This is a genomic window from Mucilaginibacter sp. JRF (assembly GCF_015223065.1).
Classification (GTDB): Bacteria; Bacteroidota; Bacteroidia; order Sphingobacteriales; family Sphingobacteriaceae; genus Mucilaginibacter.
In genome coordinates this window covers 179,045-192,766 of record NZ_JADFBY010000003.1, presented here as the reverse complement: position 1 = coordinate 192,766, position 13,722 = coordinate 179,045, and the positions used below count along the sequence as shown (strand labels likewise).

At 45.4% G+C, this 13,722-nt stretch carries 14 protein-coding genes; 4 read left to right on the top strand and 10 right to left on the bottom strand.

Going from position 1 to position 13,722, the window contains the following annotated elements; genetic code table 11:
- Positions 1-3: 3 nt before the first annotated feature.
- The 3 genes from pdhA to IM792_RS09505 all read right to left on the bottom strand — a co-directional run bounded on the left by pdhA (position 4) and on the right by IM792_RS09505 (position 3,444).
- The gene (pdhA, locus tag IM792_RS09515; protein ID WP_194101621.1) at positions 4-999 is read right to left on the bottom strand and encodes a pyruvate dehydrogenase (acetyl-transferring) E1 component subunit alpha; all 996 of its coding nucleotides are present in this window, start codon (positions 997-999) and stop codon (positions 4-6) included.
- Positions 1,000-1,219: 220 nt separating this feature from the next.
- Positions 1,220-2,899 carry an energy-dependent translational throttle protein EttA gene (gene ettA, locus IM792_RS09510; protein WP_194101620.1) on the bottom strand — a complete coding sequence of 560 codons (1,680 nt, stop codon included), beginning with the start codon at positions 2,897-2,899 and terminating at the stop codon, positions 1,220-1,222.
- Positions 2,900-2,967: 68 nt separating this feature from the next.
- Positions 2,968-3,444 (bottom strand): hypothetical protein, encoded by a 477-nt coding sequence (locus IM792_RS09505; protein WP_194101619.1) that lies wholly within the window; start codon positions 3,442-3,444, stop codon positions 2,968-2,970.
- Between the two features lie 436 nt (positions 3,445-3,880).
- Here IM792_RS09505 and IM792_RS09500 point away from each other — a divergent pair, with 436 nt between their 5' ends.
- Positions 3,881-6,412: an ATP-dependent Clp protease ATP-binding subunit gene (locus IM792_RS09500; RefSeq protein ID WP_194101618.1), complete on the top strand. Its 2,532-nt coding sequence runs from the start codon at positions 3,881-3,883 to the stop codon at positions 6,410-6,412.
- Between the two features lie 73 nt (positions 6,413-6,485).
- Here IM792_RS09500 and IM792_RS09495 read toward each other — a convergent pair whose 3' ends face one another.
- The 5 genes from IM792_RS09495 to IM792_RS09475 all read right to left on the bottom strand — a co-directional run bounded on the left by IM792_RS09495 (position 6,486) and on the right by IM792_RS09475 (position 9,654).
- Positions 6,486-6,872, bottom strand: a complete 387-nt coding sequence (locus tag IM792_RS09495; RefSeq protein ID WP_194101617.1) for a DoxX family protein — start codon at positions 6,870-6,872, stop codon at positions 6,486-6,488.
- Positions 6,869-7,759, bottom strand: a complete 891-nt coding sequence (locus IM792_RS09490; RefSeq protein WP_194101616.1) for an SRPBCC family protein — start codon at positions 7,757-7,759, stop codon at positions 6,869-6,871. Before IM792_RS09490 ends, IM792_RS09495 begins: the two co-directional genes overlap by 4 nt.
- A 3-nt stretch (positions 7,760-7,762) precedes the next feature.
- Positions 7,763-8,251 (bottom strand): SRPBCC domain-containing protein, encoded by a 489-nt coding sequence (locus IM792_RS09485; RefSeq protein ID WP_194101615.1) that lies wholly within the window; start codon positions 8,249-8,251, stop codon positions 7,763-7,765.
- Positions 8,248-8,580 (bottom strand): metalloregulator ArsR/SmtB family transcription factor, encoded by a 333-nt coding sequence (locus tag IM792_RS09480; protein WP_194101614.1) that lies wholly within the window; start codon positions 8,578-8,580, stop codon positions 8,248-8,250. Before IM792_RS09480 ends, IM792_RS09485 begins: the two co-directional genes overlap by 4 nt.
- A gap of 138 nt (positions 8,581-8,718) precedes the next feature.
- The gene (locus tag IM792_RS09475) at positions 8,719-9,654 is read right to left on the bottom strand and encodes an NADP-dependent oxidoreductase (RefSeq protein WP_194101613.1); all 936 of its coding nucleotides are present in this window, start codon (positions 9,652-9,654) and stop codon (positions 8,719-8,721) included.
- A gap of 90 nt (positions 9,655-9,744) precedes the next feature.
- Between IM792_RS09475 and IM792_RS09470 the strand changes: the two genes are divergently transcribed.
- A complete protein-coding gene (locus IM792_RS09470; protein ID WP_194101612.1) occupies positions 9,745-10,605 on the top strand; it encodes a helix-turn-helix domain-containing protein in 861 nt (286 codons plus the stop codon).
- Between the two features lie 39 nt (positions 10,606-10,644).
- Here the strand turns inward: IM792_RS09470 and IM792_RS09465 are convergent, their stop codons facing one another.
- Positions 10,645-10,881 carry a hypothetical protein gene (locus IM792_RS09465; RefSeq protein ID WP_194101611.1) on the bottom strand — a complete coding sequence of 79 codons (237 nt, stop codon included), beginning with the start codon at positions 10,879-10,881 and terminating at the stop codon, positions 10,645-10,647.
- A gap of 68 nt (positions 10,882-10,949) precedes the next feature.
- Positions 10,950-11,546 carry a short chain dehydrogenase gene (locus IM792_RS09460; RefSeq protein WP_194101610.1) on the bottom strand — a complete coding sequence of 199 codons (597 nt, stop codon included), beginning with the start codon at positions 11,544-11,546 and terminating at the stop codon, positions 10,950-10,952.
- 104 nt (positions 11,547-11,650) lie between these two features.
- On the opposite strand from IM792_RS09460, the gene IM792_RS09455 reads away from it, so the two are divergent.
- Together IM792_RS09455 and IM792_RS09450 are read left to right on the top strand one after the other, a co-directional pair.
- Positions 11,651-11,998 (top strand): helix-turn-helix domain-containing protein, encoded by a 348-nt coding sequence (locus IM792_RS09455; RefSeq protein WP_194101609.1) that lies wholly within the window; start codon positions 11,651-11,653, stop codon positions 11,996-11,998.
- Positions 11,999-12,045: 47 nt separating this feature from the next.
- Positions 12,046-13,722: an RluA family pseudouridine synthase gene (locus IM792_RS09450; RefSeq protein ID WP_194101608.1), complete on the top strand. Its 1,677-nt coding sequence runs from the start codon at positions 12,046-12,048 to the stop codon at positions 13,720-13,722.

Here is a 13,722-nt window from a genome sequence, read left to right as displayed (position 1 = left end):
CGGTTAGTCTAAAATGTAAGGATAATCTTGTTGCACATAAACATCAGTATAAAGCTCTGATGCCTCTGGCCATGGTGATTCTTCAGCAAATTGTACCGCTTCATCAACCGTAGCTTTTATCTTGGCGTCGATCTCCTCAAACCATTTCTCATCGGCATAACCTTCTTTAAGTATAGTTTGTTTTACCGTTTCAATAGGATCTTTCGCTTTGTAGCTTTCAAGCTCCTCTTTGGTACGGTATTTTTGCGGGTCAGACATAGAGTGACCTTTGTAGCGGTAAGTACGCATCTCCAAAAAGGTTGGGCCTTCGCCTGCACGGGCGCGTTGTACGGCCTCGTCCATAGCGTTGTGTACCGCAACCGGGTCCATACCATCAACTGCTGATGAAGGGATGCCGTAAGGTATACCTAATTTAAAAATATCCGGTTCAATAGTAGTACGCGCTACTGATGTACCCATGGCGTAGCCATTGTTTTCGCAAATAAATATAACAGGCAGTTTCCAAAGGGCAGCCATGTTAAAGGTTTCGTTCAAAGCACCCTGACGTACGGCACCGTCGCCCATGTAGCAAACGTTCACATTGTCAGTGCCTTTGTATTTTTCGGCAAAAGCGATACCTGCACCCAGTGGGATCTGGCCGCCTACTATACCGTGGCCACCGTAAAAATGGTTCTCTTTGTCGAACATGTGCATCGAGCCACCTTTACCTTTTGAACAGCCTGTAGCTTTGCCGTACATTTCGGCCATTACAGCTTTAGGTGCTGTCCCCTTTGCAAGTGCATGGGCGTGATCACGATAAGCAGTGATCAAACTATCCTCATGACGGATTACCGACATTGCACCGGCAAGCACAGCTTCCTGACCTATGTACAAGTGGCAAAAGCCCCTGATTTTTTGCTGACCATAAAGTTGTCCGGTTTTTTCCTCGAACTTGCGCATCAACTGCATCGACTCGTACCACATCAGGTAGGTGTCTTTATTTATTTCGATTGAACTCATGTTTATTAAAGAACCTTTTTTTAAGATGCGCAAATCTAATTATTGATTTTATAAAATGGAAATCCATTGCAATTGTTACCTGAATTATACTCTTTTTTTACAAAGTGATACTTGTTGCAGGCTAATGCAGCGGTGTAGTTATTAAAAAGGCATTAAATATTTGGACAAAAACCGCTGTATGCAAATAAAAAATGCCGGCAAGTACCGGCATTTTAAAGTATTATCCTAATTTTTTGTATTTGATGCGTTTAGGTGCCACATCGCCAAGGCGTTTTTTGCGGTTCTCCTCGTACTCAGAGTAGTTACCCTCGAAGAAATAAACCTGCGAGTCGCCCTCAAAGGCCAGTATGTGGGTACAAATACGGTCAAGGAACCAGCGGTCGTGACTGATCACCACGGCGCAGCCGCCAAAGTTTTCCAGCGCTTCTTCTAACGAGCGCAGGGTATTTACGTCAATATCATTGGTAGGCTCATCTAGCAGCAATACGTTACTGCCCTTTTTAAGGGTGATGGCCAGGTGCACGCGGTTACGCTCACCGCCCGATAGTACGCCGATTTTTTTCTGCTGATCGGCACCGTTAAAGTTAAAGCGCGATACATAAGCACGTGAGTTGATGGTGCGGTTGCCCACCACAATGTTATCGGTGCCGCCGGTAACATTCTCCCATACTGATTTATTGGCATCCAGGTCATCGTGCATCTGGTCAACATAGCCTAAAGCTACGGTTTCGCCTACGCGGAAGGTACCTGCATCGGGTCTTTCCTGCCCGGTAATAAGGCGGAACAGGGTGGTTTTACCCGCGCCGTTAGGGCCTATGATGCCCACTATGCCCGCCGGTGGCAGTGAAAAGCTCAGGTTCTCAAACAATACCTTATCGCCATAAGCTTTAGTAACATTGGTAGCCTCAATAACCACATTGCCCAAACGCGGGCCCGGTGGAATGAACAGCTCCAGTTTTTCTTCTCTGTCCTTAGTTTCTTCGGATGCCAGTTTCTCGTAGTTTGATAAACGGGCCTTGCCTTTTGCCTGGCGGGCCTTTGGTGCCATGCGCACCCATTCCAACTCACGCTCCAGTGTTTTTTGGCGCTTGCTTTCGGTTTTTTCTTCCTGTGCAAGGCGCTTGGCTTTTTGGTCAAGCCACGATGAGTAATTGCCTTTCCACGGAATACCCTCGCCACGGTCAAGCTCCAGTATCCAACCGGCCACATTGTCCAGGAAGTAACGGTCGTGCGTTACGGCGATCACCGTGCCTTTATATTGTTGCAGGTGTTGCTCCAACCAGTCGATAGATTCAGCATCCAGGTGGTTGGTAGGCTCATCCAGCAGTAACACATCCGGCTCCTGCAATAACAAACGGCACAAGGCCACACGGCGGCGCTCACCGCCCGATAGTACGGCTATCTTGGTATCAGGCTCGGGGCAACGCAGTGCATCCATAGCGCGTTCCAACTTGGTGTCAAGCTCCCAGGCGTTCACGGCGTCAATCTTGTCCTGCAATTCACCCTGGCGGGCCATCAGCTTATCCATTTTATCGGCATCGCTGTAGTATTCTTCCAGTCCAAATTTTTCGTTAATGTCTTCGTACTCCTTTAAAATGGAGGTTATTTCGGCAACGCCTTCCTCAACCACTTCGCGTACGGTTTTTTCAGGGTCCAGCTCAGGCTCCTGGCTTAGCATACCCACAGTATAACCCGGCGAGAATACCACTTCGCCCTGGAATGATTTATCGACCCCGGCAATTATCTTTAATAATGATGATTTACCTGAACCATTTAAACCGATAACGCCAATTTTAGCGCCGTAAAAAAAGGAGAGGTATATGTTCTTAAGAACTTGTTTTTGCGGCGGGAATATCTTATTCACCCCGGCCATCGAGAATATTATCTTTTCGTCTGCCATTATATTCTTGTTAGAGGGGCAAATATCTGCTAATGAATATTAATTAGCCAAAAAAATGCAACAAAGGTTTACCGGCCTCTTACTGATACCTCTGCATCAGCCCTCCGTGTAAGTACGGTAACTACAGATGTATTGGGCATGGCGGTTTTAAAGTAAGGCATATTTGCCGCCGGGGTAACTTCAACACTTACTAAAAAGCTTTCGGGCACGCGCACATTGGCAGTATCGGTAAGTAATTTACTATCCCAAACATAAATGGCAGGTTTGTTTTTATTTATTTTGAGGCCCTTTTTAAGCAGAATATCTTTTATCGACATCAACTTGTCGGATAATATTTTCCCCACCATTTCTTCATCCTTAAGCGTAACGTAAATTACACCATTAGGGTGATCGGCGTCATTTTTAATTACATGTATCTCCTGTATGTAATCACTCTTAATGTAAGGAAAATAAGCCCTGTTCAACTTGGTGGAGTTAACATAGTAATCGGGCTGGCTATCGGCTTTTTTTGTTTGCGCGTTAACAGTGCACACTGCGAATAGCATAATTGTTACGATGTAATACTTTAGGTTTAACATAATTGGTTTAATTTTAGTTAGATAAAGATAGCGATATTAAAAGTACGTGCAACTGCCAATAAAGTTTTTGTGCCGATATGGCATAATTGCTGACGAATTTGCCGTTATGTATAAAGTTTACTCCGTTGGGTTGTATTTATTAAACTTTTTGCCTGTTCAACGTATCAATATATTGGATTACAACGTATTTGTAAAAAATGAAAGAAAAACACCGCTTTTGTTGTTATAATATTGTTGGGATTGGTTAAAATTTATAGATTGCATTACCATCACAGTGTCTGTTTTAAATAGTCGAAAAATATTGGCAGTGTTGTTGATAAAAGTATACGAAACACGTCTTTTTAACTATTGATAGCGAATTGATAAATTTTAGGGACGTTCACTCATAAGAAAGGTATTATATATGGAAGCTAAATTTTCGCCGCGCGTTAAGGATGTGATACAATATAGCAGGGAAGAGGCTATTCGCCTTGGGCATGATTATATAGGTACCGAGCATCTTTTGTTAGGTTTAATTCGCGATGGTGACGGTGTAGCAATAAAATTGCTTAAGGGGTTTAGCGTTGATACCGCTAAACTGCGCCGTGCTGTTGAAGATGCCGTAAAGGGAACAACCGGAACTAACGTAAACATTGGTAGCATACCGCTTACCAAACAAGCCGAAAAGGTATTGAAGATAACTTACCTTGAAGCAAAAATATTTAAAAGCGATGTGATAGGTACAGAGCACTTGTTACTATCAATCCTTCGCGATGAGGATAATATTGCCTCGCAGATACTGTCGCAGTTCAATGTGAATTACGAAGTATTCAAGGCGGCAGTTGAATCGCACAAAAACGATATTACCGACGAGATGCCGGGCTCATCAACAGGTGGCGATGATGATTTTAAAGAAGAAGAATCATTCAGCCAGCCTAAAAAGGTGTCAGACATTAAATCAAAAACACCGGTGCTTGACAACTTTGGCCGCGATTTGACCAAGGCTGCCGAGGAAGGTCGTTTGGACCCTATCGTTGGTCGTGAAAAAGAGATCGAGCGTGTATCGCAGATCCTGTCACGTCGTAAAAAGAACAACCCTATTTTGATAGGTGAACCGGGCGTGGGTAAATCAGCCATTGCCGAAGGTTTGGCACTGCGCATTGTGCAGCGCAAGGTATCGCGCGTGTTGTTCAACAAACGTGTGGTTACGCTTGATCTGGCCTCATTAGTGGCAGGTACCAAATACCGCGGCCAGTTTGAGGAGCGCATGAAAGCCGTGATGAACGAGCTTGAAAAATCTCCGGACGTGATCCTGTTTATTGATGAGATCCACACCATTGTGGGTGCAGGTGGCGCATCAGGTTCGCTGGATGCCTCAAACATGTTCAAACCGGCATTAGCCAGGGGAGAGATACAATGCATCGGCGCGACAACTTTAGACGAGTATCGCCAGTACATTGAAAAAGATGGCGCTTTAGATCGTCGTTTCCAAAAGGTAATGGTTGAACCGGCTACGCCTGATGAAACCATTGAGATTTTGAACCGCATTAAGGAGAAATACGAAGAACACCATGGTGTAGCCTACACTCCGGAAGCTATTGTGGCTTGTGTTAACCTGACCACCCGCTATATTACCGACAGGTTTTTACCTGATAAGGCGATTGACGCATTGGATGAATCGGGCTCACGTGTGCACCTGACCAATATCCACGTACCACAAAACATACTGGATATTGAGCAGAAGATAGAGCAGATCAAGATCGAGAAAAATAAGGTTGTTCGCAGCCAGAAGTATGAGGAAGCCGCTAAGCTTCGCGATACTGAAAAGCACCTGCTTGAAGAACTTGACCAGGCAAAATCAGTTTGGGAAGCCGAAACAAAATCAAAACGCTACACGGTTAGCGAGGATAATGTTGCCGAGGTTGTAGCCATGATGACCGGTATACCGGTACAAAAGGTTGGCCAGGCCGATAGCGCTAAACTGCTTGCCATGACCAATACCATATCAGGCAAGATCATCGGTCAGGACGACGCGATCAAGAAACTGACACGTGCTATACAACGTACCCGTGCCGGTTTAAAAGATCCGAAGAAACCTATTGGCTCATTCATATTCCTGGGCCCTACGGGTGTAGGTAAAACTGAGTTGGCTAAGGAGCTTGCCCGTTTTATGTTTGATACCGAGGACGCGCTGATACAAATTGATATGAGCGAGTACATGGAGAAATTCGCGGTATCGCGCTTGGTAGGAGCGCCTCCGGGCTACGTAGGTTACGAAGAAGGCGGACAGTTGACCGAAAAGGTACGCCGTAAACCATACGCGGTTGTATTGCTTGATGAGATTGAGAAAGCGCACCCTGATGTATTCAACATACTGTTACAGGTGTTGGATGAAGGCCAGCTGACCGACTCATTAGGCCGCAAAGTAGACTTCAGGAATACCATCATCATCATGACATCAAACATTGGCGCACGCCAGTTGAAGGATTTTGGCCAGGGTGTTGGTTTTACCACTACCGCCAAAACCATACAGGCCGAGGCGCACTCAAGAGGTGTGATAGAGAACGCGTTGAAGCGTGCATTCGCGCCGGAGTTCCTGAACCGTATTGATGATGTTATCGTGTTCAACTCACTGGGTAAAGATGAGATATTCAAAATTATCGATATCGAATTGGCTCACCTGTTTAGCCGTGTTAACAGCTTAGGCTACAAAATTGAGCTTACTGATAACGCAAAAGAGTTCATTGCCGAAAAAGGTTACGACTCACAGTTTGGTGCCCGTCCGTTAAAACGTGCTATCCAGAAATACCTGGAAGATCCGATTGCAGAGGAAATACTGAAAGGTGAACTGAATGATGGTGACGTAATGGAGGTAGACTACGACAAGGAAGCCGACCAGATCAAGATCATCGATAAAAAGAATCAGGATAAAACAACTGAAGAAGAATCGAAGTAATTGTCGTTAAATTCTTTTGAACATAGCAAAGCCCGCCGTTTTAAAACGGCGGGCTTTTTTTATGGTTGATATGTTACCGGAGTGATTGGGCAGCCTTTAGCTTCAACTTTTTGTGCCAAAAGATGTACGACATGGCAATGAAAACAAAGCCCAGCAATATAGGAGCCCACATCATAGGCGGATCGCCGGCGGCGATAAAGGAATATACGGCACCCAGCAAGTCGAAAGTAAAACCGGCATAAGCCCATTCCTTAAGCCTTGCAAAGCCGGGTACTAATAAGGCTATCGACCCTAAAACTTTTAATACACTCAGCAATGGCAACACGTGCGGACCAAAGCCAATGTGTTTCATCATGGCGTTGCCCTCTGGTGTGGGCATAAAACCGCTAATGGCCGAGAACAACATGGATGCCACCAGTAGTATGGTGAATATCCAGTAAATAATGTTCACTGTTTTCATGATACGAGTTGATTTATGTAATTGGTTAACTTATTCAGGGTTTGGTTACCGCCTTCAGCAGCGCCAAATTCACGCACAACGTATTCAAGTTCTTCGGCGCTGTTAAACAGCAGGCGCATGGTTAGACAGGTTTGGTTTTCGCCCGCTTCCTCCAGGGTCACTGATCCTGTAAATGAACCCTGATCGCCCTCATGCTCACCATGAAGATAGCGGATTTTTTCGGGCTTTACCACTTCTAAATATTTCATAAAGTTTGGATAGTTGCGTCCGTCAGGCCCATGCATCATGTATTTCCAGCTGCCGCCGGTGGTGACATCCATATATTCAATAGTATTGGTAAAGCCGTTAGGTCCCCACCAGTTGATGATGTGTTGGGGCTGTGTCCACACATCAAACACCAACTCGCGCGGTGCATTCAGTAATCGCGAAAAAATAAGCTCGCGGTTGGCGGGCATGGTGCTCAGTACTTTTTCGAGCCGGTCAAAATTCTGCTCGTTGGCGGGTATAATAAAATCCTTTACCTTGTTGTATTCATCATCACTCTCAAACACCATCTTGAAAACAACACGGGTTTTGCCGTTGGAATAATCCAAAGCCAGCGAACCTGTAAAAACGTGTAACGGGTCGAGGTGTTTATAAACAATAAGTTCCGGCGGTATTACTTGCTCAAACTTGCTTACGTTATAAAAATCCTGCCCATCGGGGCTGTGCATGGTCAGTGTCCAATCGCCGCCTGGTTTAAAGTCGAATGTATGGATGGTATTGGTAAAGCCATTTGGCCCCCACCATTGTGCAAGGTATTCAGGGTTGGCAAAGGCGTTATAAACCTGCTCGCGCTGGTAACTGAACTCGCGGGTGCTGGTAATAGTGTTCTTCTCGTTTTGCATAGCTTATTGGTTTTTCAGGTAATTTTCCAGTTGGATGAATGTGCCGGCGTACCCTTGCTGCATTGATGGATGCAGATCAGTAAACACCTTGGTTTCATCAGCGGTAGCGTTGATGGGTTCGGCCGTTAGGGTGAGTAGTGTTTTGCCGTCGGCTTCTTCAAGAGTGAGTATGTTCAATATCTCCAGCGGCCAGTTAGGGAAGAAGGGGCCACGGGTAAGGTTGCCATCCTCGTCAGAAAATGAGCTCACAAATACCAGTTTGCCCGGAGCCTCAATTTCCCTGAATTTAAACAGCGCCCACATTTCGCCATGTTGCGAGCTTAAGTGGTAATGGAACAAGCCGCCGGGTGTAAGGTTAAACTCCTTTACTGTAACGGTTGAGCCTTGCGGCCCCCACCATTGGGCTAAGGCCTCTCGGTCTGTCCAGGCTTTAAATACCAGGGCTACAGGAGCATTGAGTGTGCGTGTAAGTACGAGTGATTGAGTGGTCATGGTTTGTCGGTTTTTGATTGTATTTTATTAAGATATTCCTCAAGAGAATCGAGCCTGCTGTTCCAGAATTTGCGGTATTGCTCTATCCAGTCGGCCACCTCACTCAGTTTATCCAAACGGCCTTCGCAGTAACGTTCACGCCCTTGTTGCCTGATGCTGAGCAAACCGCACTCGTGCAAAATTTTAACATGCAGCGATATGGCCTGCCTGCTTACATCAAATTTTTCGGCAAGGGCATTTACATTTTGGGGTTGGCTGGCCACCATACCTAAAATGGCTCGGCGGGTAGGGTCGGCAATAGCCTGGAAAACATCACGTCTGGCATCCATAATAAATGTGCAAGTATTTGCTTGCTAATATAAACGCAAGTGATTGCTTGCGCAAATTTTATTTCATTATTTTTATCGGCACAAAAAAAGCCCGGCAAAATAACGCCGGGCTTGATGTGAAAACACTATACACGCTAATTATACAGTCACTACTATTTTGCCTGTGGTGCGCCCGCTTTCAATTTGGGTATGGGCAGCGGCTATATCATCAAACTTAAATGTTTGCGAAACATGGGCTTTAACAATACCTTTTTCAAGCCATTCGGCTATTTGTTGCATATCATCACCGTTTGATTGCACCAGGATAAAGTATCCGTTAACGCCTTTGGCTTTAGCTTTTTCGGTAACCTCATCGCTCAGGCCGGTAGGTATGCTGATCACGGTGCCGCCTTTTTTTGTCACAGCTATCGATAGGTCGATATTGCTGCCACCAATGGTATCAAGCACAAAGTCAAATTCTTCGGGGTGGTTTTTCCAGTCATAATTATGATAGTCGATATGTGCATCGGCACCAAATTGTAAAACCAGTTCCTTGTTTTTTGCTGATGATGTACCTGTAACTATGGCACCCAACTGTTTGGCAATTTGTACGGCGAAATGCCCAACGCCACCCGCCGCGGCATGCACTAATACCTTTTGGCCGGGTTGCACATTGGCATTATGCACCAATGCCTGTAAAGCTGTTAAGGCGGCAAGGGTAGCGGCGGCAGCTTCCTGGTGCGATATGTTGACCGGTTTTAATGCCAGGTGCGATGCCGGTGCGGCAACAAACTCGGCATAACCCTTGCCATGCCCCGGAAAATTAACCATGCCGAATACTTCATCGCCTACCTTAAAACGATCGGATCGGGTTTCGGTAACCGTGCCCGATACATCCCAGCCGATGATCAGTGGCTGCTCATTTTTTATCCGGCCATAAACGCCCTTGCCCACACGGGTTTTGGCATCAACAGGGTTTATGCTGATGGCTTTTACTTTGATTAATACCTCATCGGCCTGTATGGTTGGTATGGCAATTTCCTGTATCTGAAGTTCGCTAACTTCGCCGGGTTTATTTAAAACTATCGCTTTCATGTTTTTAATGTGTTGAATTATTATTTAGCAAATTTATACTTGTTATAATTGATTTATTAGGTATATATTTGCTATAAATCAGTACATGTTATGAAAAAGGAAAACCTGCACGAGCCATTCTCCATCGCCTACCAAACATTGGAACAAAGCCCGGCTACCGAGCATAAGCACACTTTTTTCGAGCTGGTTTATATTATGGATGGTACGGGTATGCAGTGCATTAACAAAAGCCAGTTCGCGTACCAGCCGGGGCACATGTTTTTAATAACACCTGATGATTGCCATTCGTTTGATGTACGCAGTACAACCACATTCTTTTACCTGCGGTTTAATGATATTTATATTAACGAGTCGGGTATATCAAACGGAAACATACAGCGGCTCGAGTTTATTTTGAGCAATGCTAACCATAAGCCCGGTTGCATTCTTAAAAACCTGACCGACAAGCAGGTGGTGAAACCATTGGTTGAAGCCATTATGCGCGAGGATGCCAATAAGGATGTATATAACCAGGAGCTGATACAGCAGTATGTTAATACGCTGATAGTATTGGTAGCCCGCAACATTGCCAAGTATCAGCAACTGGAAATAACCGAACATACCGAGCAGCGTGCCGCCAACATTCTGAAATTTATACAAGCCAATATTTACTATCCCGAAAAGTTAAGGGCCGAATTTTTATGCGGGCACTTTAATGTATCCATCAATTATCTGGGCAAGTATTTTAAGCAACATACCGGCAGCACCATACAAAAATATATTACCCAATACCGCCAAACGCTGATAGAGCACCGGCTGATCCATAGTGATAAGCGCCTCAACGAAATTGTTAACGAGTTCGGCTTTACCGACGAAAGTCACCTCAATAAATTTTTCAGGAATAACAAGGGCATTAGCCCCAAGGCGTTCAGGATGGAGAATAATAAGCGATTGAACACGACGCTTAACTAAAATAATAAAGGCGGAACATGATGTTGTTCCGCCTTTGTTTTATGCTTTGCCGTATATCTGTATGGCTTTACTGAGTTGTTCTTCGGTGCGATGGTATTCTTCGGGGCACGATTGCGGGTCGGTTATCTTGAAATCGCCATCACCATTGATCTGCATGTGGAAACGCTTTCCCTCGCCATTGTGCACCACATACACCTGGAATAGTTGCAGGCGCTGTATGTTCATGGTGTTAAATTCAAACTGCGCGCCATCCGCCTCTACCGAAAAATTCTTCATGCCGCAAAGATAGCATCGGCGGTTTATATGTGCCGCCTTAAGTTATCAAGATAGATGCAAGGCTGTTATTAAATTACCGGATATACCTGGCCGGTTTGCGCGCCCAGCACACTTTTAACATAAGCCTGTGCTACACGGTGCATACTCACCGGGATATGCCCCTGGAAGAACGGGAAGTAAGCAGGTGATTCCTCAACCACATCAGGCGCTACAACATTTATACGTACACCTTTGTCCAGCTCAATTGCGGCGGCTTTTACAAACGAGTCGAGCGCGCCGTTGATGGAGCTAACTGCCGCGCCTAACACAATAGGGTCATTAGCCAAACTGCCCGATGTTAGTGTGAACGAACCTTTAGGGTTAATGTAATGCTGACCAATCAGTACCAGGTTCACCTGTCCCAGCAGTTTGCTATCTACGCCGACCCTGAAATCCGCCTCGGTCATTTGCTGTAGCGGGCCAAAATGGGCATCGCCCGTGGTGCTGATCAGGGCATCAAAAGAGCCAACGTTTTCAAACAATGCCTTAACCGAATCAGCATCGGTGATATTTACCTGGTAGTCGCCGCTTTTTGAGCCTACCTTAACAATTTCGTGTTCTGTTTCAAGCGCTTTAACAACGTGCTTGCCTATTGTTCCGGAAGCACCAATAATGATGATTTTCATGGTTATTTTAGTTTTTGAGATAGCAAATCTATCGCAATACTTTACTTTTGTCAAGTAGTTACCTTTTTGTCAAGTAATGACTAATGGGTAGTAATTGCGTTTATATGTCGACAGCCCAACAAAAAATTGTAAATAATTTTCACAGTAACGAAGAATGCCCCATTACCGCCGCCATTGATGTAATAGGCGGTAAATGGAAATCACCCTTAATATGGCTGTTGCTAAAAGGCCCTATGCGTTTTGGCGAACTGCATAAAACAATGCCGGGTATGGCGCTAAAGGTACTATCGCGTCAATTAAAGGAACTGGAGGCTGATGGCATAGTTATCCGCAAAGCTTACCCCGAAGTACCGCCAAGGGTAGAGTACAGCCTGAGCGAAAAGGGTCAATCGTTATGGGATGTAATGTCCCTGCTATCCGAATGGAGCCGCAAGAACTTAATGGGTGTTTAATTGATCTCCATTTATTTACTTTTGCACAAAATTTGAAAGCAGGCAATATGGATGGGAAGGTTATATATTTTGATGAGAGCGAAATAGCGGGTATACCATTGCCCGGGCGCTTTACCTTCCCCTTTTTTTATGAGCCGCAACCATTGGCTACTATAGCTGCTGATCATCTGCAACATTACCTCACAACGCAAGCTAAACTCGATCATAATTTTGGATTGGATAAGGATGCACAAGGCACGGCCATAGGCAAAATGTTCGGCGTATTGATAGTGCAGGATGCTGATGGCAGGATAGGGTATTTGTCTGCCTTTTCGGGCAAGCTGGCTAATTCTAATGATCACCCCCGTTTTGTTCCGCCGGTTTTTGATATGTTGGCAGAGGATGGTTTCTTTTTGAAAGAGCAGTACGTACTTAACGATATTAACAGCCGGGTAAAGCAGATAGAGGCGAACGAAAATTACATCGCCCTGCAACAACAGCTTAAGTTACTGGCCGAGAAAACAGAAAAGGAACTATCAGATTTTAAACAGCATCTTAAGGTTAATAAGCAGGAGCGTAAAGAGCAACGCATCGAACAAAAAAGCAAACTGAGCACCGAAGCCTATGCCGAATTTGAGGCTGAGATGATCAGGTATAGTTTGCACGATAAGCACCGCCTGGCCGTGCTAAGCGCCGAATGCAGCCAGCGGTTGGATGAGCTGCGTAGCCGTGTCGCCCAATTTGATAATGATATTGATGCGCTGAAACAGGAGCGTAAAGAACGATCGGCAGCATTGCAGCAACAGCTTTTTGAGCAATACGCTTTTCTTGATCAGTACCGGCAAACTAAAAGCCTGCATGATATTTTTAAGGAAACTGTTTTTGGTGTGCCACCCTCAGCTGCCGGCGAGTGCGCTACGCCCAAGTTGTTGCAGTACGCCTTTTTGAACGGGTATAAACCCCTGGCCATGGCTGAGTTTTGGTGGGGGGCGTCGCCTAAATCAGAGATCAGGATGCACGGGCAGTTTTACCCCGCCTGTACCGGGAAATGCAAGCCAATACTAAAGCACATGCTGCAAGGTGTCGAGATGGACGATGACCCGCTGCTGCACAATCCCGGCGAGTTAAAACCACTTGATATTATATTTGAGGACGACAGCTTTGTAGTGGTAAACAAGCCTCACGGACTGCTTTCGGTACCCGGCGTAAATATCACCGATTCGGTTTACATGCGATTAAAGCATCTTTTTCAGGGTATAGAGCCACTAATTATTCACCGGTTAGATATGGCTACATCCGGATTATTGGTGGTGGCTAAAACAAAGGATGCACATAAACATATACAAAAGCAGTTTTTAAAACGTACGGTAAGTAAACGCTACACGGCATTGCTGAGTAAAGAAATTGAAAGTACATCAGGCGAAATAAACCTGCCCCTGCGTGGCGATCTGGACGACAGGCCCCGCCAGTTGGTATGCTTTGAATTCGGTAAAAAAGCCATAACGCAATGGCAGGTTGCTGAACTTAAGGATGGCAAAACCCGAATATATTTTTGGCCCTTAACCGGCCGCACCCACCAATTGCGTATGCACGCCGCACACGAACTCGGCCTAAACGCCCCCATTGTAGGCGACGACCTATACGGCAACCCCGCTGACAGGCTTTACCTGCACGCCGCGAATCTTGAATTTACTCATCCGGTATCGGGCGAGAAAATAGTTTTTGAGGTTAAGGAAGATTTTTAA